Genomic DNA, 21,358 nt, shown 5'->3' with positions numbered 1-21,358 from the left:
CAATCGTATGATCAAACAGATCCAGCGAACGGCTTTTGGTTTTCGTAACTATCACCATTTAGTTTCACGGATCAAACTACAACAAATGCGCACCAAACCAAATAAAAAAACAGCATTAGAAGTTGCCTAACTTCTAACGCTGTAAAATTGGCTATCAACAGGATTTGACAGAGAGCCGGTATTATCAGGGCGAATTAGAAGCACTGGCCGGCCGTTACGCGAAATATCCAACCAGCGAAAATATGATAGCGCTGGGTGAAATGACGGAATTGGTTCGGGTCCTAAATCTACCGGAATTACCAACCAAGAAATTGAGTGAATACGCAGATGATTTACGTTATTACTTGGACCATTCCCGTTCGGCCGGTATTAAAACGTTCCAACAACTGAATAAAGTGCTTGGTAATGGCTTATGTGGTGGTGTACTTTGGACCATTGGGGCACGGCCGGGAGTTGGTAAATCGGCCTTTGGCTTAAGTTTTATTCAAAGTGCCCTAGCAATTGATCCAGAAATCTGCGTCGATCATTTTTCATTAGAAATGACGGGCGAAGATAATTTCAATCGAACAATCGCCTTTCATACGGGCATTCCCGTTAATCAATTGCGCAATCCTAAGGCGTTGTTGACACCAATCCAAAAAAAAGAGGTCCAACAAATTCTACCTAAAATTACCGCGCAACACGTCAATTTACACGACAAGATTCTGGTTCTACCGCAGATTATCAAAGTGATTCGGGAAAACGCCAAAAAAGCCTCCGAAAAAGGGGTTAACTATTTTGCCATCGTTGATTACCTACAAATCGTTAGTTTGGCACGAACCAAGGCCCGCGTTACTGATCGGCGTTTAGAAATTGAGGCCATCACCCGGGAACTCAAATTACTAACAAATGAACTGAACATTCCGATCATTTTATTTTCCCAGTTAAATCGTGAACTAGAAAAACGGGTTGACCGCAAGCCACAACTGGCTGATTTACGCGAATCCGGCAGTATTGAACAAGATTCCAACATTGTCTCTTTTCTTTATTTAGAGGACCAGGTTCAAGAACGCAGCAAAATTCGCAATATTAATTTACTATTCCGCAAAAATCGTTCCGGCGAACTAGCGGAAATCCCGTTAATTTTTGATACGCAACAAATGAAATTTATGCCGTTGGATAGTCCGAAATAAGGCCGGCTTGGAGGTTTTGTGTGGTGCCAGGTTGATTAATGTTGTGCGTTGACAAAAATGTGTCTAAAAAAGCAGGCTCCTGCGCTGTTTCAAACACTTCCCAGCAAAATATTCACGCGACCACGTTTACCCCAGTAATTTCTGCTAAAATACAAGCAGATAGAACAAGTGAGGTCGCGCTATGAAAATCATCATTGCACCAGCTAAAAAAATGAAAATTGATACCGATTCATTTCCCATTGCTGCCCTGCCCCAGTATTTAAGCGAGGCCCAACAGCTTTTGCTGACAATGCGGCAGTTATCCTATTCAGACTTAAAAACATTGTGGCAGTGTAGTGATAAGCTTGCCCAAACTAATTACGATTGGTTACAACAAATGGCGCTAAAAGAGCAATTAACGCCGGCGTTACTGGCCTTTTCTGGCATCCAATATCAATATATGGCGCCAGATGTTTTTACCGCGGCCGCACTAACCTACGTGCAGGCCAACTTACGGATCTTATCCGGCTTTTACGGGATCCTGCGTCCATTTGACGGTGTTGTCCCCTACCGTCTCGAAATGCAGGCTCATTTAAAAAGCGGGCAAAGTACAAATCTGTACGACTTTTGGGGTGCCAAACCCTATCAGGCGCTACACGCACAGGCCGAACCAATCATTAACCTAGCGTCCCAAGAATACGCCAAAATAATTCAGCGCCACCTCCAACCCAACGTGCAGCTCATTGATATCGTTTTTGGCCATTGGGTAGACGGCAAAATCAAAACGCGGGCCACGTTGGCCAAAATGGCCCGGGGCGAGATGGTTAGTTTTATGGCGGAAAATAATATAAAAAAACTGGCCGATTTGCGGCACTTTGACCGACTGAATTATCACTACACACCAGAATTATCAGATGAAACAAAGTTGGTGTTTGTTAAACAACAATCGGCCACTAATCAAATTTGATAGTGAAATAAACCGAATAACTGGTCACCCACTCACTATAATTTCTTCAAGGGAGTCCCTTTGTTCCATGACGTTAGCCTTTTCAAGTAAGACATCGTCAACAAGAATACGTCGGTGATAGATCCCAACCAAACGCGTATAAAGTCGTCCTGACCAAATTAATGCCTTATTTAGACTGAAGTTCTGGGCAAAAGGCCGCCCTAATATAATTACAAATAAACGTAACGTAAAAAGGATCGTTATCAATTAATTTCAAATTGATGGCGATCCTTTTGCTATCTTTGCGTAAATAAAATACAAACTACCAGGCCAAGAAAGCAAACCGTAATTAAGCTGCTATTTAAATAATGAAAAAAGCTTCTGGCCTGGCAGATAAACGACGATCATGAAACCAAAAGTAGAACATCATTAATCTGAATTGAATGCGGAAACTCGTGGCCACACTAGATTGGTCTAAAGTCCGTAAATGTTACTGATAACATTCAGCGCAGTTTTTAGAACGTTAGGGCGGCACTGACCAATGATTGTGCCATGCCTAGCGCGATAATCATAGCCCTTTAATTGTGCAAACAACACCATGCCGCTTAGCCGCAGTTTTGGGTCGACCACTTGCATCATTAATGGGTCATCATCTCGTAGCGTGTGTGTCACGGGCATAACTTGAACGAAAGGCGTATTTTGATTGAACTCTGTCGTGCTGACGACTAGAAACGGGCGTGCAATATTACGCTTACTCTGATTATGACCACCAATCTCATGACCAGCATGGGGCTCAGCATCCAGCCAAACAAAGTCACCTTGTTTAGGGATAGTGACCATTAGTCATCAACCCTTTCGTGGCCAATTGGTGCTATTTTGTCAGGATTATAACCAAGGTCATTTACTTCTTGGGCAAAATCGTGCTTTTTGACAGCGTCCGAAGCAAATAGATTAATTGGTTGCTTGGGCTTAACTGGAACATAAACTAGTTGGTCGTTAATGCGCGTTACGGCAAGTTCAACACCTGGTTTGATTCCCGCCTCTTTTGGGATGGTGACCGCGATTGAGTTGCCCTGTTTACGGGTTTTAAAAATACCTAAATATTCTTCCTTAATCATGATTGATCACTCCTTGTCTAGCGTAATAATAACACGTATTAACAATATTAACAAAATATACGTGGGTCATTCAATTAGGAACTAGTAAGGTTAAACAAGAATACGTCGGTGATCAGATTCATATACAACCAAACGCGTATAAAGTCGTCCTGACCGAATTTCTACTTTATTTAGACTAAAATCTTAGGCAGAAACTTTTCACCAAATGTAATCATAAACAAACGTAACGTAAAAAGGAGCGCTATCAATTAATTTTAAATTGATGACGATTCTTTTACTGTCCTTAACACTCAGTTTGTTATGATTCCAACCGAGTGACTCGATTTACCGACCTAATATTTTATGATCACCTGTAGTTACTAAAGTTAAAACTAATTCGTTATGATTAATCATATAAATAACGATTCAACTATCGTACTTTTTGCCATAGTTATTAAAACGTCCGGGATGAAATTCACGGTAGCCTCAATTTGCCACTCAGTAAATGAACTTTAATTATTCTCGTTCAATTTATCCCACCAGGCAGCGACAGAATCAAAAGACTCCGTGTTATTATTTTCAATTTTCTTCTTTGCGCTTAATGCTTCTGGTGTATCAAGAAAATTAATTAACTGAACTTCATTGTCGGCCGCCTTAACTAATGATAGCCGGATGTACTCAGATACGGTTAGGCCTTGTTTGGCCAGATTCTTTTTGGCTCGTTCAACGATAGCATTCGTTAAGCTTACGGAAACTATTTTACTTTTTGGCGTTAATGTTGATATATTATCGGCCTCCTACAGTTACGTTGGTATTTCATTTTAAAGCTGTCTAAAATACAAAATTGAGTCAATTGTCCTGATTTAAATTTTTCCACGCCAACGGGTAAACGGTATCCTCAAACGCGCCGGGAAATTCGATTCCTTTTTTGGGCGCCATTCGAATTGCGTAAGTAATTGGATAAAGGGCACTAATCTTTCTGGCAAACTCTGGGCCGTTAGGATTACCCTGACCGCTAATCGTGATGAAATTTTGTAACGGTAAAGTTGTGATCGACGTTGCCTTTTTTAAAGGATAAATTTCTTTTTCAGATTGACGCCAATTGATTTTTTCCATAATATTCCCCTTTTGCTAGTTGATTAGCTGCGCCCTAAAAGCCTTCAGCAGGATTGTTATTCCGCAGCCTGCATGGTGAATTCAACTTCGTTGGTATCCGAATCCACGCCCTGCTTCACAATGACAAAGCCGTGCGCCTGATAAAATTTAACGGCGTGGTCATTTTTTTGATAAACCGATAACGTTAACGGTGATTTTATTGCTTTTGCCCGGGCAACTAATTTTGTTCCTAGGCCTTGATTTTGAACGTCTTTTCGAACAAACAGGCCGGCAATATAATCATCCACTAGTCCTAAGAAACCGCAGATTTGATCATCTTGCTCAGCGAGAATCAGTGTGGCGCCCTGAATCTGTTCGGCCACGGCGGCGTAATTTTTGCGCCAATAGTCTGATTGGATGAAATCATGTGCTTGCGTATTGCCCAACAACCAAATAGACATGACCTGCTGCAACTGCGCCGCATTAAGTTTATTTACGATTTTAATTTGCATCACATTTCTACCTCAAAATTTTAATTTTTTTGTTTAAGTAATTGCTAATCTTAGGCCAATTATGGCATAAAAATGGCACAGTTGATCGGAAACATCAATGTGCTAAATTTTAGAGAATTTAAACCGCGCAATCAATTAAATTTTTTTGCAAATTGGCGGCTCATTAATTTCAATTTTGGGCTATTTTCAATCTTATTGATTCACCACATATTTAGCCGTTTGCCCAGCCTGCACTAAAGCGATATTAGTGGCAACAATTTTGCCCATTGCCGCCCTAGCCTCAATCGTGGCGTTACCGATATGCGGCGTTAAGATAACGTTTTTCATGTCCGCCAGGCCAGCCGTAACTGCTGGTTCATGCTCGTAGACATCTAAAGCGGCGCCGGCAATTTGCTTGTTTTGCAGTGCATCCCGCAGCGCAACTTCATCGACAATTGGCCCTCGGGCAACGTTAATGATTGCGGCTGTGGACTTCATTTGGTTAAAAACAGCCTGATCAAATTGGTGATAATTAGCGCTAGTTTGCGGGGCGTGAAGACTGATAAAATCACTGGTTCGGGTCAATTCAGCGAAAGAAACATAGTTTACCCCCAGGCTTCGTTCCTCAGGGTCGGATTTCTGGTGGGGCTGCCAGTACTGGACCTTCATTGATAAAGCGGCCGCCTTCCGGGCAACTTCTTGGCCAATATTGCCTAGACCAACGATACCCAACGTTTTCCCAGCGATTTCCTGGCCTAAGAAATAAAGCGGCGCCCAACCGGGAAAGCCTTCCTTGCGCATCTGGACATCACCTTCAACAATCCGATGGCTTAAGGCCAAAATGAGACCAATCGTAACTTCGGCCACCGAATTTGTGGAAACAAGTGGCGTGTTCGTCACAACAATGCCCTTTTCCTTGGCGTAGTTGATGTCGATGTTATTAAAGCCGGCACCAAAATTGGTGATCAGTTTCAAATTCGGCGCGTGATCAATGACTTCCTGATCGACTTTTGTTGAAAGCGCCGTGACCAGATATTCTGCGTCCTTCACGTTTGCCAACAATTCTTGCTTTGAAATTAAACCTGTCCCGGAATAAACGCTAAAATCCAATTGCTGTTTCTTTAGAATTTCCGTTGTGATCGCCGGTAATTTGGCGGCTAGATAAATTTGACTCATTTTTACAGACCTCCTAGACTATATTTGCTTCTACGACTGTATTATTAACTAAATGACAATCAACTACAATAACGCACTTTTCAGTAACGAACGCTCAATTATTTAGGCGTAATTTAGCGTTGTTCCATTTGATAGACGTTAGTAACAATAATTGACAATTACAAATTACGGTGTGCCTAGATCGTGTTGGCTTAGCGACTACGTTCTTCTTTTACCAACACTGATTTTATCAGCCTTACCAAAAAATATCTAAAATTATGGTCCAACAACAGAAAATTTTCAAAAAGCATTAACATTAATGACATGAAAAGTCTAAAATAGACTTGTTAATATTTTTGAAATGGAGTGAACGTTTGTGTTAGAAAAAAAGGTTTATAAAACGCTATTGAGTCATGCGTTTGATTTCCCGGTTAAGGTTAAGTATTGGGACGACAGCACCGAAACTTATGGTGCGGGCACGCCTCAAGCTGAAATTGACATCAACAAGGAACTGTCAATGAAGGAAGTTGCGAAACACGCCACCTTAACCTTAGGCGAAGCTTATATGGATGGCGATATCGATATTAAAGGTTCAATCCAGCAGGTTGTTGCCTCCGCATACCGCCAAACTAGCAGCTTTATGCACGATAAGAGTTTTATGAAATTCATCCCGAAACAGGGCCACTCAGAAAAAGAAAACACAAAAGATATTCAAAGCCACTATGATATTGGCAATGATTTCTACAAATTATGGTTGGACCCAAGCCTCACCTACTCGTGTGCCTACTTCGAACACGATGATGATACTTTGGAACAGGCACAGTTGAATAAGATTCACCACATTTTGAAAAAATTAAAACCAGAACGGGGTAAATCACTCCTGGATATTGGCTCTGGCTGGGGTACGCTTTTGTTCATTGCTGCCGAAGATTACGGCCTCCACGCAACTGGGGTCACTCTTAGTCAAGAACAGTATGACTACACGAAGTACCAAATTCAAAAACGCGGGCTGGAAGATTTAGTCGATGTTCGTTTAGAAGATTACCGGGAAACCAAAGGCCAATTCGACTACATCACCAGTGTTGGCATGTTTGAACACGTGGGTAAGGACAATCTTCCCGGTTACTTTAAAAAGGTCAATGAACTTCTCAAACCTGGTGCCCGAGCACTGATTCACGGTATCACTGGCCAGCATAACGGCGCCGGTGTCGATCCCTGGTTAACCAAGTATATTTTCCCTGGTGGCTACATTCCTAGCGTTTCCAAAAACCTCGATTACATGATTGAAGCTGACCTGCAAATCGATGATTTTGAACCGCTGCGCCGCCATTACCAAAAGACCCTAGAAATTTGGGATCACAATTTTAACCAGGTTCGCGATCAAGTTCGCGCAATGTTTGACGAACGTTTCTGTCGCATGTGGGACCTTTATCTTCAGGCGGCCGCCGCTTCATTTGAGGCTGGTAACATTGACGTCATGCAGTTCTTGCTGACTAAGGCTCCAAGTGGCGAAGGTCTACCAATGACCCGGGATTATATGTACGCCGATAAATAATTTGCTCATAAATTTGCTCATAAAAAGAGACTAGGACTTTTATCCTAGCCTCCTTTTATTGTCGAACGTTAAGCTAGAACGTGGGCCAAAAGTCTGGGTTCACGTGCCTAACTCCGGAAGTGTTTGAAAAAGCGTCCAGATTCTGAGCATTACTAACGTTGTCGATCGGACTAAATTAAACCGAAGTCCGAGTCGCAGTCTAAATTGACGAATTATCTGTGAAGCAGATGATTTGGCGATCGTAACTACTATTCCGCAATTGAGGATTATTAGCACAAAGCGCTAATAATCTAGATGCTTCATCCGTTGTCCATTCAACTACGGCAAAAACCGCCAAGTTGAAACATGGCAACCGCAGGAATCTGCTTTTCCAAACACGACTACCGCTAATTCAATAACCATAATACGGTTATTGAATTAGCTTACGTTACGCAGTGAACCCAAAACCGCCTTTTAGCCCACGCCTTTTACTACAACGATTTAATTTTACGGGCCGGTACCCCACCAACCAATGTATTGCTGGGAATATCTTTGGTCACAACTGCCCCAGCGGCCACGACAACGTTATTGCCAATGGTGACACCAGGCATGATTGCGACCTTGCCACCGAGCCAGACGTCATTGCCGATCGTCACTGGCTTCGCTTGCGCCAAATAAGCACTGCGCCCCTTGGCAGTCAGCGGATGATTGACAGTATAGATATCAACGTTCGGGCCAATCATCACGTTATGGCCCATGTTCACCGGTGCAATATCCAAAATCGTTAAATTATAGTTACTGAGAAAATCTTCCCCAACGTGAATGTTGAGTCCATAGTCACAGTTAAAATTAGCTTGAACCGAAACCCGCTTTCCAGTTGATCCAAAAATTTCCTTAATTTTTTTAGTTTGTGCCAGCGGATCAGTTGCGGGAATTTGATTGAATTCCTGGCATAACTGCGCTGCCCGTGCCTTCCGTTTAGCAACAGCAGCATCCAAAAAATAGTACTCTTCCCCCGCCGTTAATTTTTCTAGCTCCGTCATCTAATCACCTCAAACTTTAGCCTACCACTTGAAATAAAGTTTGGGCCGCTTTTTTGGTTAGAAAAATTAAGACCCTGGGGTGACGCTAGATAGCGGTTAGCGCTAGTGCTTTTTTAAGCCTACCGATAGTGATTTAGTAATAGGATTTTTACGTAGCAAACAGCAAAACTGGCCTGAACTTTACCATTACCAGCAACGTCCGACCAGCAAAATTTCATCCACAAGCTAGAACTGAGCTCACAGTCTCAACTATTAATGCTTATTTTCAGCAGCTGGCGTTTCATTTGGTGAGCTAATATAACGTCGTAATGCCTGGTAACGCCGATAAAGCACCTGTTCACTTTTATTATCTCGTGATTGATAATAACGCCGCTTCAGCAAATCATCCGGCAAATACTGCTGCTTAGCAATTTGATGCGGTTGCTCAAATGGATTCAGCATATCACCACCACCGGTTGTTTCAATCGACTGCTTATAGTGAAAATCCCGTAAATAACTGGGCATTGGATGAAGTTGATTCGATTGTTTGCCGTCTTCGTTGGCCTGTTCATAGGATTGGCCAGCGGAATCAGATTTTGGTGCCAAACACAATGTGATCGTGGCGTAGGCCAAGTGCGTTGTTGCTCGCGGCAGGCCAACTTGCAGCGCCGTTTGACAAGCAAGAATTGCCGTATCAACAGCATGCGAATCGGCCAAACCAACAACCATATAAGCAAGATCACGAATCCGGCGAATCACCGATTCAAAATCACCGGCATTCAATATCACACTCAAATAGTAAAGCGCTGCGTCCGTATCGGAACCACTGATTGAATCCTGAAAAGCACTTAAATAGTCATAATGATTATTCGAATCCTCATCAAAGGCAAAATGCTGATTTTTGGCAAATTCAATAATCTGTTCACGATTAAGCTCGGCCCCATGCATAGCAACCAATGTCTCTAAGATGTTCAAAGCAACCCGAACGTCCCCGTTAGCACAATTGGCAATTAACAGGGCTAATTTCGCTTCTAAGTCAAAATGATAAATTGATTCCGTGGTACGCTGCAAAACCGGCACAATGTCGTTGGGCTCCACTGGCTTGAATTCAAACAATTGACAGCGGGAACGAATAGCCGGACTAATGGTAATCACAGGATTTTCGGTTGTTGTACCAACCAGTAAAATTTGGCCAGATTCAAGGTAGGGCAACAAAAAATCCTGAATCGGTTTTGTTAAACGATGAATTTCATCTAATTGCAGAACAAAAGACTCGTTAGGATGACTGCCAACAAACTTCTGCAGTGTTGCCTTATTTTCAGTACTGGCATTAAATTGTTCAAATGGTAGACTCAGCGTTTTGGCGATAACATAGGCCAGCGTTGACTTACCCGTACCAGGCGGCCCCCATAGAATAAGTGAAATTGCAATTTTCTTATCAATAATTTGCCGTAATGGTTGACCAACATTGAGTAACTGTTGTTGCCCAACCATTTGCTCAAGCGTTTGCGGACGCATGGCATCGGCAAGCGGTTGATGAATATTATTTTTGCCAAACAACGACAATGGTTCCGAAGACATGTGGTCACTTTCCTTGGTATTTGATATTTTTAGTTTGTTATAATTCATGGTAATTGAGAGTTGATCTTTTGATTTGGCATTTATTGTAGCACGTTAGGACTAAATTTGTTTTAATCTTGGATGACTGATCTTGGCAATACAGATCTATCTAAACAGACTGAAATAGGCATTTATATTTTAACCGGTCAAACCGAAAAAACACCCCACCTACTGCAAAACCTCTTCCATCAAATCGGCGTCATCTTGAAATAAAATTTGGGCCGATTTTTATGGGGATTAAGGCCTAAGAATAGTGTCCCATTGCTTGGTAATGTAAAAGCTCATTCATTTTTTCCATTCGTTTAAAAATTAATCTAGCAGCGCTATCAGGAAAAGCCAAATTTCTAATCGATTGACTTATTGTACAATATATCGTACAATAAGGTTATAAAATTAAGGGAGTGATCATTATGGATGCTGTAGCATACTCTAATTTTCGACAAAAATTAAAAGATTATATGCGCCAGGTTAACGATGATTCGGATGCTTTAATTGTAACTAGTAAAAATTCGGAAGAAAATATTGTTGTCATGGGTAAACGCGATTACGATGCAATGCAAGAAACGATGCGCGTTTTATCAAATAATTATCTGATGGATAAAATTAAACAAGGCGATCAGCAATTCGCTAAAGGTACTTTTAAAACCCATGACCTAATTACGGATGAAAATAATGGTTAAAGCCTGGTCAGATGGCGCTTGGAATGATTACCTGTACTGGCACAGTAAAAATGATAGGGCCATCATTAAAAAAATAAATCGCTTGATTAAGGATATTGAAAGAACACCCTACGAAGGATTGGGGAAACCTGAACCATTGAAATACGAACTGGCCGGTAAATGGTCGCGGCGAATAAGTGATGAGCACCGCTTAATTTACCAAGTAGCCAACGAAACAATTTACATTTACTCCGCTAAGGATCACTATTAGCGAATATTCTAGTAATTCAACTAAGAGCGTTGCGCCAAAAATTAATTCTGGCGCAGCGCTCTTTTTATGTTTTTAATTAGTGTGTTGCAGATACCTGGCCGTGAAAATTAGTCTTTTTCTTTAAAAAAGTCATCCAACTCATAAGTTACAACTGGTGTGACGTGTAACTGATATTTAGCAACTAAATCAATTAATCGCTCACCATTAATCAATGTAATCACTCGCGTTCCAGCCCGGGCAGCAGAGATCGCAGCCCGTGAAAAATCGGCCGTTGTAACAAAAATACCATATTCAGCGTTATGTTTATCCATCGCGCCTCTAAATTTATCAATTTCTGGCGATGGCACCATGTCTTCCCAACGTTTGGCCTGCACGGCAACTCTGGCCGTTCGAAAATCATCAGTTGTTAGATAACCATAGCCGTCCAATCCACCGTCACCACTTAGTTTTATACCAATCGTTTCGTCTAATTTGACCCCCATTGACTTCACTAATAATCGAGAAAAAAGTTCAAATTTGGCCGGTGAAATTTGCATAAGGGCCGCCAATAGATCACTTCGCCATTGTTCGGAAGCATCAATTGTATCTTCGACGATAGTATCTTCTACCGAATCATTAACAACAGGCGGATTGTTTTTACTTTTTTGCCGTTTAATTAGATTTTGTTTGTGGCGCCGTTTCCACTCAGGATCGGACTTAGCACGAATATCCATTTGAATATTCAATGAATCTAGATTTAATTGCCGACCAGATTTAGTCAGTTCAATCTCTCCTCGTTGTGGTCGCATCAAAATTCCGGCAATTTCTAAATTTGTAACACTAAAATTAAACGGAAAATTAAATGGCTTGTACTGCTGACCCTTTTTTCCCATTTTAATTTGATTGATAACTGTTTCTGGAATGGCATTGTCTTGTTCCAACAGCGCCTGCTTTACTTCATTAGTGGTAGCGTGGCCACCTAATTTACGTAAGATCTTAATAATCTCAGGCATGATCACGTCTTCTTGCTGAACTCGTGGTAAATTTGAAAAGTCATCTTTTTCCATTTTTTGTGCCTCTAACTATTTGTCTTTAGGTAACGTTACCAAATCGAAAAAACACCCCACCTACTGCAAAACCTCTTCCATCACATCAGCGTCATCGGCGGACACATTGCCAGCGTACTCAGGTGTTGCAAGTGAAATGCTGCCCTGGCTGTTTCTAAAGAGGTACATGTTGCCGTTAAGGCCGGCTTCCGGTGTCGACGCTGGTTTGTCCGCCACAACAATTTCGGTGTTAACCTTAACTGTCCGAATCTCAGAATTGCCCACCTTATTGGCAGAAAAAACGCGAATCAAGGTCATTGGCACATTTTTCAACGTAATTTGGCGCTGATCGCCGGGCTGCTTTAATTCGCCGGTTTGATTATCTGGCCAGTAAAAGGTTACTGTTGCCGCAGCTGTGCCTAATTGATTAAAAACCAACTCCCGGGGTTGATTGACTCCCTTAAGGTTGTAAGTAGCCGTTGTCCCTAAATCCTTGGCCTCAACTTCATAAGGAAATGCCGCCGAATTTTCATCCGTTTGCTGCGAGGACGTGGCGGCTGCTGATGTTGACTCGGACGTTGGCGCAGTTGTTGCCTGTTGTGGCGTTGCCTGACTGGACGACGACTGAGCCATTTTAACGGTGGAACGTGCCGCTTTGGTACTACCAGCGGTTGCCTGCTTTTCCTGTGCACCACAACCTGCTAAAAGTAATAATCCCCCGACCATTAACCCAATTTTAATTTTTTTCATAGTAATTCCTCCAAATGGCGCGATTAACTTCTAGAAGTATCATAGCAAACTCTATTCGCATTATAAATAGCAGATTCGCCGTAAAAGAAGGCTCATTACTGACTTAAACGAATTTCCCTAAGCACCAAATTCACGCCAAACAAAAACTACTCAGATTAAATGGCCTTCTGAGTAGTTCATGGTGATAATTTTAAAAACTAACTTAACGGTATTTTAACAACCGGGTTAGGCCACTTATTTCTTCAAATAAGCCGCCGCGTGAGCACCACTATTGCGGCCGGAATAAAAAGCGTAGCCAACGCAAGTCCCGGGCATATTTGGTCCGTAAGTATCGCCGGCCAACCCCGTGGCGTCATTGCCCACAGCGTACAAACCGTTGATTAACTGGCCCTGTTCATCTAAGACTTCGTTGTTAGGTGTTACTTTCAAACCGCCCATGGTACAAAAGGCACCGTTATCTAGGGCAAAGCCGTAATAAGGGCCCTTTTTAAGTGGTTGTAAATACTCAGGATCTTTACCGAATAACTGATCTTCACCATTAGCCGCGGCCTGGTTATAGTCAGTTACCGTTTTTTCCAACTGACTAACGGGAACATTCATCTTTTTAGCCAATTCCGTGATTGAATCGGCCTTGAAAATAAATGGCTTCGCTGCCGCCACTGCTTGGTCAAGCTCGTCCTGCAACTTATCCATCAACTGACCACGTTTGACGTAAACGCCTAAGCCCATGAAGTTTCCCTGCGTTATCATGCGGTCAATCACGCTTTGATCCAAAATACTAAATACTTTGTTTTGCGTATAGAGGGCGTTACCGGCGTATGAAAAATTATAAACAACTGATTCATCAACGAAACGTTCCCCATTTTCATTGACCCATAATAGCGGCTGACAAGTGGCCGCAGCGTTCATTTGTGAGGCCATGTAGGCAAAGGATGGTTGACTAGGATCGCGTAAATAGCCACCAAACAACATTGCCATCCCGGTACCATACTGCTGGGCCCCAATTTCCCAAGCCATCCGCAATCCGTCACCGGTCCCTTTGCCGGAACTAACTGGAATCAAACGATTAGTATCATAGTGGGTTAATTTGGCCATCATTTTTGGGTTGTTAAGGTAGCCGCCAGTGCCTAGAATCACTGCTTTAGTTCCAACGGTCTGGGTTTCAGCGTTACTTTCATCCCGTAATTCAACCCCGGAAATCGCACCGTTAGCAGTCTTCTCCAACCCAATTGCGGCCGTGGAGGTCAACACTTTAACGCCTAATTCTTTGGCCTTAGGCAACATGACGTGATTAATCACTTGGTCGCCCATGCCCTTATAGATGTGCCACGTTGCCTCGCCGGCACCCATCGCCTGAACACCTTCGTATTCCACGCCTAAATCGTGGAGCCAAGCAACCGTATCCGCGCTGGAATCAATGTACTGCCGCCAAATTCGCGAATCAGCTCTAAATTTCGAATAACCAACTTCTTCTTTTAAAACGGACGTGCCGGAAACCGAGATGTTGGCCGCTTTTTGCAAATAACTGTCCACGGCAAACAAGCCCTCAGTGTAATTGCTGCTGCCACCTGGATGACGGCCCTTTTCAACTAGTAAAACCGAGGCACCCTTTTGGGCAGCTTCAATCGCAGCCGACATACCAGCTGCGCCAGTTCCAACAACGACAACATCATACATTTTCTTTTGTAAGTCCATCATGAGACCTCCTGGTGATTTTTTGAATGAAACAGGTTACAATTGGTAAAGTATTAAAAAGTGGTTGGCCTTGGAACCTGACTAGAAATGTGGCGCGATTACCCTTACCAGCTCTAACCGATTTAGTGTCAACGTGTTTGAAAAAGCGGCTTCTGCTACTAGCTCCGTTTCAACCTAAATCGTGTTTATAAAATACCTTTATTAGTATTTTCCTGACTAATTTGGTGTCAACGAGTTTGCTTTTCCAACTACTCTCAGGTTACATGCATTCACACGTTATGAAAACGGTTTAATTAGTTCGTCAGCCGAACTTTTATTTGGGGAGGAATACTTACGGATACTGATAAATTGAAAACGTTTCTGTTGGTTTCGCAATTGGGTAGCTTCGAAAAAGCCGCCAACGTGGAGTTACGCTCGCAGCGTGCCGTTTCCAAAAAAATGACCAGTTTAGAAAATGAACTTGGTATTCAACTGTTCGATCGCCGCACCAACCGAATTAGGTTAACCGTAGCTGGGCAATACTTTGTCGGCACGGTACAAGATTTATTGCAAAGCTACCAAAGTGCCGTTCAGCAATTACAGGATGTCCAGCAGCATAACGCCGTTTTACGAATCGGTTACTTCTCTATTTTTGAAGCTGCCTTATTACACCGTTCTCTAAAAAAACTGCAAGAAAAAAGGCCCGCCACGCAATTCGTTTTGCAAGAATTGAGTAACGAGCATTTAACCGAAAGTATTGTCAACGGAAATTTAGACCTGGCGCTATCAATTAATTACGGCATTGATCCCCTAGCAGACACGCCAAAGCTTGGCTCGTTTGACCTTTACCAAAACCAAATGGTGCTGGGTGTCAGTCCACTAAACGCACTGGCTGGCAAAAAAGTTGTTGAACAGGCAGATTTGCAAGGTAAGGATATTCTGTATTATAGTCCTGAAGGATCGACTTTCTTGCTGGAAAGTTTTTTGTTCAATAATCCCAGCATTCAAAATTACGAGCACGTCCGCCGGGTCAGCAGCTTTGAGCAAATGCAATTACTGGTTGCACTAAATCAGGCGATCGCCTTTTACCCCCAAGGCCTACTTAATTCCAGTTTATTGGCCAACCTACAAGATACGCGGGACATCATTTTTAAGCCAATTGCGTCCCCAACAAGCAAACAAGCTTACCGAATTATCGCCTTTTACAACCCCAGCAACCAGAATCCTGTTTTGAAAGATTATCTGCGTCTTAATAAAGGCTAACTCAGCGTGAATACAGCTGAAAAACAGCTATTCATTCATTAAAAGTATTACACCATAATTATTCAATTAACGTTCACCAAGGAGAAACCATTAATGAAAGTAACACTCACGAACCGCCGCAACATACGGCAAGCGCATCAACAGCAATTGGCCCGACACAGCTCAACTGGTTATTACTTCAACGATTATGTCTCATTAAACGGTCTAAAACAGTGGGTCACCATTCGCGGCGCTGAACGCACCAATCCGTTGTTGCTCATCATTCACGGTGGGCCGGCCGCCACCAATTCAATGTTCAGCAATTTAACCCAAAATTTTGAAAAAGAAGTTACAATTGTTGAATGGGATCAGCGTGGCGCCGGTAAAACTTACCGCAAACAAAAAGTTACCCCAACTAGTTTACAAGAAATCGTTGATGATGGCCTGGCTCTGACACGTTGGTTGCGCAAAAAGTTTTCCACAACACCACTAATTTTAGTTGGTAGCGCAGAAGGCAGTTTTACCGCTAATTTAATGTTGCAGCAGTCGCCACAATATTACGCGGCCTATATCGCAACTGACCAAGATTTTGAAGATTCCCGCCAGGCCGCCGTTGACCAACTAAAAGCCCTTGGCCAGACCAATCACAATAAGAAAATGACCCGCCGAATGAAAAAAATGCCCCAGCGACTAGATAATTGGACCGATACGGAAATTAACCGCTTCAATCGGTATGCGGCCAAGGCTAACCCGGCCGTACCAAATGCTATGCAGGATTTATTAATCCCCCAACTTTTGACCTCACCATTCCATTCCTTGGCCGATGTGATGGCCTTTTTCCGCGGTATGCGGGCAACAAAGCAGCAGCTGGCTATGGAGTTGGATCACTTTAACTACGAACGTCTTTTAACCGAAACTACCGTCCCTTTCTTCATCTTTCAAGGTGCCGGCGACGTTGTGACCCCCGCCGCAAGCGCCAAAGATTACTTTGACCAAGTTAAGGCACCTAGCAAAAAAATGGTTTTAATCCCTGATAGCGGCCACCTGTGTTTATTCGCTAATCCAGACTATTTCTTGAAAATGATTCGCGAAAACGTCTTGCCGGTGCTAAATTAACAGACCGAACGAATCAGTAAAGTGACAACACACTAACTTGGATTTTTGCCAGTAGTGTAACTGTGCCTAAAAAAGCCGGCCCAAAGAGCGACCAGCAGATGCTTTAATCTTCTTAATTTAAACTGAATCACCCAACAAAACGCCGCCGGACTAACTACTACAGTCTATCGGCGTTTTGTGCAGTATAGAAATTCGGAAAAATTGGTTTAAAACCCAATTTGTTTTTAATCTTTGTATTATCTAAGGCCATTTCGTACTCACCTGTTTCTAAGGCCGCCGAACTCAATTCAGACGTGGGTTGCGGTTGGGCGCCGACTAACTTCAGCAAGTCCACAACAGTAAGTGGTTCTTCATCCACCACGTTAAATATCGGGTTACTGTCATTTAAGTTAGCTGTCGTTGCCGCCAACATAAAAGCCTGATCAACATCATCGTGATGAATTAATGATAATTTCATCTGCGGATTGAAGCCAGTCATGTAAGGAATCGTTTCGGTTAAATGTTGATCACCGGCCCCGTAAACAAAGCCTAAACGCAGTATTCTAACCTCTAATTTCCCTTCCTGGTTAAGCTGTGTGAGAGCCTTTTCCGCCTTAATCTTGGTTTCTGGGTAGGCGGCAATTGCCGGTCCTAATTCGTCAGTTTCGCGCCACGGTCGACCGAGTAAATTAGTTTTCCCACGGTAAACATTACTAGTGCTGGCAAAAACAAACCGTTTTACTCCGGCCAAAATAGCACTATTTGCTAAATTCAGAGTGGCCTTAAAATTAATATCGTTTTGCTGCTCATCCGAAACATTGCCGCGAAATTGTGCTGCTACGTGAATAACAGCGTCACAACCGCCTAGCTGGTTCGTTAGTTCGTCTTTTAAAAGATCGCCAACAACTAATTCTGCACCAGAATTGGCCAATTTTTCTGCCTTTTGTGGATTACGTACTAATGCTTTAATCTGATGACCGTGCTTGATTAAATACGGAATCAACCGACTACCAACCTTACCAGTTCCACCAGTTACAAAAATTTTCATTGTTATTAACTCTTTTCCGTTATTTTTTTGATTTGATTGCATGTTGACATTGTCAACGCTAAGAGCTTAGTCTAAAATATTGTCATTGTCAACACTTTAGATTAAACTAAAGTGTGACCTGCCTTGATAATTCGCGGGCCTAATTTTAATAATTACTTCCAACAAATTTGGCGTAATCGTGGCTAGAATTTTGAATAATTAACGCAGTGCGCCTTACGACTCAGATCTTTGTCGCAGCGATTGTACCCTAAGCAAAATGACCAGCGCGGCCGAATTGATTAACACAATTGGCCCTAATGGTCGCTGGTACTTAATTAAAGTCTGGCCCCTAAGGCTCTGAACATTGGCCACCTTCCAAGACTAAATTGGTCAGAAAAAGCGGCCGGACCAAAGTCCAAGCCGCTTACGTATTATTCTAGAAGTACGCCAAAATTCTAGGTTCATGTACCCTTGTTTGGAAAAACGTTTAAATTCTGAGGATTGGCCTAAACCGACAAATTACTTTTGAAAAAGGTGATCTGTCTGTTGCAGCTACTATTCCATAATTGAAAATTATTACTACTTCGCTTACGATGTCAATCGGACTAGGATGGACCAAAGTCGGAATTGCAACCAAAAACGTTAATCAGCTTGCTGTTTCATATATTGCCCATGCAACTATGGCACAATTCGCTAAGTTGAAACTAGACAAGCACAAACCACGCCAACCTCAAACCGACTTTTGACGCACTTCCTTAAATATTTAAAGGTGGTTTTAATTATCGAAACTAATCATACAAAAGAACAACTAATTATCGTTACAGAAAAAGTTATTGCAACAAAAGGACTGGCGGCGGTCAATTTACGGGATTTAGGCAAAGAACTAAATTTGTCGCGTTCGGCCATCTACCGCCACTTTAAAAACAAGGACGACTTACTGGCGACAGTCGCCGCAAAGATCATCACTACACTACACACGGACGTGGCGGCCTTACTGAACCACGCAACGGGCAATCGGACCTTTATTAAAAATATTTTATTGCTCTTTTACAATTTTGGTAAGAATAATCCTGAGAAGTATAAACTTATTTTTTACAAAAATTGGCCTTCTACGGACTATCCGCAACTAAACAACGCCATTCAAACGCTAAATAGTAGTTATCAGCGCTGTTTTGCCTTAATCGTTGACAACGGTCTAACGATTGACAAAACTTCGACTGAACTTTGCAATATTTCTTCGGCCTTCATTGTTGGCATGGTTGATTTAAATCTAACCCAACACCTTGAAACCGAAGTTGGCATCAGCGATCCCGTAAATCTATTGGACAGCTTTTTGGATACAATTCTTATTGAAACTGCTTAGAACGTGTAATCATTGATCTTCGATTGGAAATCCGTTAATCGGCAGTTTTACAGCTGTTACTTTACCTTGTTTGCCAAATAAGTTTATTACGCTCACATTGGTTTCCCTAGTTGTTCAACCATCTTAGGATCACGGTGGTCAAAAAACGCTGATTCCTTCTTATCCAAGCTGGTGATTTGTTGCATTTCGGTAGCACTCAACTCAAAATCAAAAATGTTGATATTTTCGGCCATTCGTTCCTTATGAACGGATTTAGCCAAACTAACAATTCCCCGTTGATAGAGCCAACATAATACCACTTGGCCAACACCCTTGTTGTGGGCGGCAGCAATTTTACTGAGGACGTCATTTGTAAATAAACCGTGCTTTCCTTCAGCAAATGGTGCCCACGCCTCGGCCTGAATACCTAATTTTTTATGCCAGGCCAGCTCATCTGCCTGTTGATTCCACGGATTGATTTCAATTTGATTCACTTGTGGCGTAACCTCATTATGCAAGTTCAAATCAACAAAGCGGTCAGCGTTGAAATTAGAAATGCCGATTGCCCGAACCTTGCCTTCTTTTTGCAATTCTTCCATTGCGCGCCATGAGCCATATACGTCTCCGTAAGGCTGGTGAATCAAGAATAGATCCAAATAATCTAACTGCAAACGATCCAATGCTTCCTGGAATTCTTTTTTCGTAGCATCATAGCCCGTTGAACTAACCCAGACCTTGGTCGTTACAAATAATTCTTTTCGATCAACTGGGGATTCTTTAATGGCCGCCCCGACTTCGGCCTCATTGCCATAGGCTTGCGCGGTATCAATCAACCGGTAACCGGCATCAATTGCATCTAAAACGGCCTGTTTCGTACCACCATTTTCAATTTGAAATACCCCAAAACCAACTGCCGGAATTTCAACGCCATTGTTTAATTTAAAAGTTGGAACTGTCATTATTAAAAATCTCCTTTTCAATTTAGTTGTACTTGTTAATAGAGTAAAGTCTAAACCCTGAACTGCACTTCATAGCAAGCCTTTATTTTAATCTTTTTCGGTTGTTTTAAATTCGGCCATTTTCCACATTTGTTCTACATTATCCGAATTCATTTCGCCGGACTTAAATTTGGCCAAATGGTCATCGTAAGTATCAATTTTATATTTTAATATCTGCCGTGTTTTCTCTAATTCAGCGAATTTTTTATCCAATTGTTCCATTTGTTCATGCAGCACCTCTTTTTGCGCCGCCGTCACACCTTCATTGGATTGCGCCAATGAAGCAAAATCTATCATTGATTCAATTGACATCCCGGCACCACGCAAACTTTTGGCCAGAAAAATCCAATTTAGATCCTTATCTCTATAATTCCGATAGCCATTTTTATCACGTTTTACGGGCGGAATCACACCGACCCTTTCGTAATAGCGCAATGTATCAACGGAAACCCCGAGCACTTCGGATACTTTTTTACTATTCATCACTAACTCCTTATCTTAAAAAACTTGGTTGCTGCCTTAGTGGCTTAAATCTAAACCCTAGTGTTTACTCCAGAGCAAGTGTTTTTTAGAAGTTGACCTAAATCATTTAAAAGCCTAAACCAATCCATTGGCCTGCAAAAAAGTGTCTAAGGCCTGATCATCATTGTTATAGCGAAATCCGGCGGTAAGTTTTGCGTTACTTGAACTGACCAATTCCGTAAAATAGGCCATTGAATCAGCGATCGGCGTACTCATGCTTGTTGTGAAAGGGACAACCGTTTTAGCGGTAAAATCAAACTGCTCAAATAATGAGTGAATAATCATCGGCGGTTGTTGCCACCAAGTTGGAAAACCAACAAAAATTGTCTCATATTGCGTCCAATTCTTTATTTCCGTACTAATCGCTGGATGAAGATCATTGTCTAATTGCCGTTTTGCAACTTCAGTGTAATTCTCATAACCGGCTGGATAGGCCTTCCTTGGTTCTAATTGTACAATGTCTGCACCGGTGGCCGTTTGTATTTTTTCGGCCGCCTTCTTTGTCGTGCCAGAAAGGGAAAAATAAACAATTAACTTCTTATTATTGCTTTGCATATCTGAACCTCCTCGTATTATTAAAAATGTATTCAAGTATTGACCAGCTTCGCTGTTTGGATGCTGTGTGATATTCTCTAATTGTTC

General features: G+C 42.2%; 22 protein-coding genes. 8 read left to right on the top strand and 14 right to left on the bottom strand.

What is annotated here, in order from left to right; genetic code table 11:
* Nucleotides 1-164 precede the first annotated feature (164 nt).
* Nucleotides 165-1,172 carry a DnaB-like helicase C-terminal domain-containing protein gene (locus EKM61_RS08670; RefSeq protein ID WP_068224071.1) on the top strand — a complete coding sequence of 336 codons (1,008 nt, stop codon included), beginning with the start codon at nucleotides 165-167 and terminating at the stop codon, nucleotides 1,170-1,172.
* Between the two features lie 181 nt (nucleotides 1,173-1,353).
* On the top strand, nucleotides 1,354-2,118 hold the full coding sequence (gene yaaA, locus EKM61_RS08665) for a peroxide stress protein YaaA (protein ID WP_068224068.1): 765 nt from the start codon (nucleotides 1,354-1,356) through the stop codon (nucleotides 2,116-2,118).
* Between the two features lie 453 nt (nucleotides 2,119-2,571).
* Here the strand turns inward: yaaA and EKM61_RS08660 are convergent, their stop codons facing one another.
* The 5 genes from EKM61_RS08660 to EKM61_RS08635 all read right to left on the bottom strand — a co-directional run bounded on the left by EKM61_RS08660 (nucleotide 2,572) and on the right by EKM61_RS08635 (nucleotide 5,956).
* Nucleotides 2,572-2,937, bottom strand: a complete 366-nt coding sequence (locus EKM61_RS08660; RefSeq protein WP_068224066.1) for a type II toxin-antitoxin system PemK/MazF family toxin — start codon at nucleotides 2,935-2,937, stop codon at nucleotides 2,572-2,574.
* The gene (locus EKM61_RS08655; protein WP_068376964.1) at nucleotides 2,937-3,215 is read right to left on the bottom strand and encodes an AbrB/MazE/SpoVT family DNA-binding domain-containing protein; all 279 of its coding nucleotides are present in this window, start codon (nucleotides 3,213-3,215) and stop codon (nucleotides 2,937-2,939) included. The genes EKM61_RS08660 and EKM61_RS08655 overlap by 1 nt, the downstream gene beginning before the upstream one ends.
* Before the next feature lie 828 nt (nucleotides 3,216-4,043).
* Nucleotides 4,044-4,310, bottom strand: a complete 267-nt coding sequence (locus EKM61_RS08645) for a hypothetical protein (RefSeq protein ID WP_068224058.1) — start codon at nucleotides 4,308-4,310, stop codon at nucleotides 4,044-4,046.
* 56 nt (nucleotides 4,311-4,366) lie between these two features.
* Nucleotides 4,367-4,801 (bottom strand): GNAT family N-acetyltransferase, encoded by a 435-nt coding sequence (locus EKM61_RS08640; RefSeq protein ID WP_082918496.1) that lies wholly within the window; start codon nucleotides 4,799-4,801, stop codon nucleotides 4,367-4,369.
* A gap of 192 nt (nucleotides 4,802-4,993) precedes the next feature.
* Nucleotides 4,994-5,956 carry a 2-hydroxyacid dehydrogenase family protein gene (locus EKM61_RS08635; RefSeq protein ID WP_068224056.1) on the bottom strand — a complete coding sequence of 321 codons (963 nt, stop codon included), beginning with the start codon at nucleotides 5,954-5,956 and terminating at the stop codon, nucleotides 4,994-4,996.
* Nucleotides 5,957-6,311: 355 nt separating this feature from the next.
* On the opposite strand from EKM61_RS08635, the gene EKM61_RS08630 reads away from it, so the two are divergent.
* Entirely contained in the window at nucleotides 6,312-7,490 is a 1,179-nt protein-coding gene (locus tag EKM61_RS08630) for an SAM-dependent methyltransferase (RefSeq protein WP_068224053.1), read from the top strand.
* A 470-nt stretch (nucleotides 7,491-7,960) separates the two neighbouring features.
* On the opposite strand, the gene EKM61_RS08625 is transcribed toward EKM61_RS08630, so the two are convergent.
* Both EKM61_RS08625 and EKM61_RS08620 read right to left on the bottom strand, forming a co-directional pair.
* On the bottom strand, nucleotides 7,961-8,512 hold the full coding sequence (locus tag EKM61_RS08625) for a sugar O-acetyltransferase (RefSeq protein ID WP_068224051.1): 552 nt from the start codon (nucleotides 8,510-8,512) through the stop codon (nucleotides 7,961-7,963).
* Between the two features lie 252 nt (nucleotides 8,513-8,764).
* A complete protein-coding gene (locus tag EKM61_RS08620) occupies nucleotides 8,765-10,072 on the bottom strand; it encodes an AAA family ATPase (RefSeq protein ID WP_068224049.1) in 1,308 nt (435 codons plus the stop codon).
* A gap of 449 nt (nucleotides 10,073-10,521) precedes the next feature.
* Between EKM61_RS08620 and EKM61_RS08615 the strand changes: the two genes are divergently transcribed.
* A complete protein-coding gene (locus EKM61_RS08615; protein WP_068224048.1) occupies nucleotides 10,522-10,791 on the top strand; it encodes a type II toxin-antitoxin system Phd/YefM family antitoxin in 270 nt (89 codons plus the stop codon).
* Nucleotides 10,784-11,041 carry a Txe/YoeB family addiction module toxin gene (locus tag EKM61_RS08610; RefSeq protein WP_068224043.1) on the top strand — a complete coding sequence of 86 codons (258 nt, stop codon included), beginning with the start codon at nucleotides 10,784-10,786 and terminating at the stop codon, nucleotides 11,039-11,041. The genes EKM61_RS08615 and EKM61_RS08610 overlap by 8 nt, the downstream gene beginning before the upstream one ends.
* Nucleotides 11,042-11,148: 107 nt before the next feature.
* On the opposite strand, the gene EKM61_RS08605 is transcribed toward EKM61_RS08610, so the two are convergent.
* The 3 genes from EKM61_RS08605 to EKM61_RS08595 form a co-directional block, all read right to left on the bottom strand.
* Entirely contained in the window at nucleotides 11,149-12,087 is a 939-nt protein-coding gene (locus EKM61_RS08605) for a restriction endonuclease (RefSeq protein ID WP_068224042.1), read from the bottom strand.
* Between the two features lie 60 nt (nucleotides 12,088-12,147).
* A complete protein-coding gene (locus tag EKM61_RS08600; RefSeq protein ID WP_068376967.1) occupies nucleotides 12,148-12,816 on the bottom strand; it encodes a hypothetical protein in 669 nt (222 codons plus the stop codon).
* Nucleotides 12,817-13,050: 234 nt separating this feature from the next.
* Nucleotides 13,051-14,514 carry an FAD-dependent oxidoreductase gene (locus EKM61_RS08595; protein ID WP_404802786.1) on the bottom strand — a complete coding sequence of 488 codons (1,464 nt, stop codon included), beginning with the start codon at nucleotides 14,512-14,514 and terminating at the stop codon, nucleotides 13,051-13,053.
* A gap of 345 nt (nucleotides 14,515-14,859) precedes the next feature.
* Between EKM61_RS08595 and EKM61_RS08590 the strand changes: the two genes are divergently transcribed.
* Complete coding sequence (locus EKM61_RS08590; protein WP_082918495.1) at nucleotides 14,860-15,753, top strand: LysR family transcriptional regulator; 894 nt, start codon at nucleotides 14,860-14,862, stop codon at nucleotides 15,751-15,753.
* Between the two features lie 93 nt (nucleotides 15,754-15,846).
* Complete coding sequence (locus tag EKM61_RS08585) at nucleotides 15,847-16,848, top strand: alpha/beta fold hydrolase (RefSeq protein WP_068224030.1); 1,002 nt, start codon at nucleotides 15,847-15,849, stop codon at nucleotides 16,846-16,848.
* A 157-nt stretch (nucleotides 16,849-17,005) separates the two neighbouring features.
* On the opposite strand, the gene EKM61_RS08580 is transcribed toward EKM61_RS08585, so the two are convergent.
* Complete coding sequence (locus tag EKM61_RS08580) at nucleotides 17,006-17,875, bottom strand: NAD-dependent epimerase/dehydratase family protein (RefSeq protein WP_068224026.1); 870 nt, start codon at nucleotides 17,873-17,875, stop codon at nucleotides 17,006-17,008.
* Nucleotides 17,876-18,623: 748 nt separating this feature from the next.
* Here EKM61_RS08580 and EKM61_RS08575 point away from each other — a divergent pair.
* Complete coding sequence (locus EKM61_RS08575; RefSeq protein WP_068224021.1) at nucleotides 18,624-19,217, top strand: TetR/AcrR family transcriptional regulator; 594 nt, start codon at nucleotides 18,624-18,626, stop codon at nucleotides 19,215-19,217.
* Nucleotides 19,218-19,309: 92 nt separating this feature from the next.
* Here the strand turns inward: EKM61_RS08575 and EKM61_RS08570 are convergent, their stop codons facing one another.
* The 3 genes from EKM61_RS08570 to EKM61_RS08560 all read right to left on the bottom strand — a co-directional run bounded on the left by EKM61_RS08570 (nucleotide 19,310) and on the right by EKM61_RS08560 (nucleotide 21,271).
* Nucleotides 19,310-20,155, bottom strand: coding sequence for an aldo/keto reductase (locus tag EKM61_RS08570; protein WP_068224019.1), 846 nt, complete (start codon nucleotides 20,153-20,155; stop codon nucleotides 19,310-19,312).
* Between the two features lie 87 nt (nucleotides 20,156-20,242).
* A complete protein-coding gene (locus EKM61_RS08565; RefSeq protein WP_068224016.1) occupies nucleotides 20,243-20,677 on the bottom strand; it encodes a MerR family transcriptional regulator in 435 nt (144 codons plus the stop codon).
* Nucleotides 20,678-20,791: 114 nt separating this feature from the next.
* Nucleotides 20,792-21,271, bottom strand: a complete 480-nt coding sequence (locus EKM61_RS08560; protein ID WP_068224013.1) for a flavodoxin — start codon at nucleotides 21,269-21,271, stop codon at nucleotides 20,792-20,794.
* Nucleotides 21,272-21,358 lie beyond the last annotated feature (87 nt).

Origin of the sequence: Loigolactobacillus backii, assembly GCF_003946275.1 — a bacterium.
Taxonomy (GTDB): Bacteria; Bacillota; Bacilli; order Lactobacillales; family Lactobacillaceae; genus Loigolactobacillus; species Loigolactobacillus backii.
The sequence above is the reverse complement of the archived record's forward strand: the minus strand, read 5'-3'. Positions and strand labels throughout refer to the sequence as shown.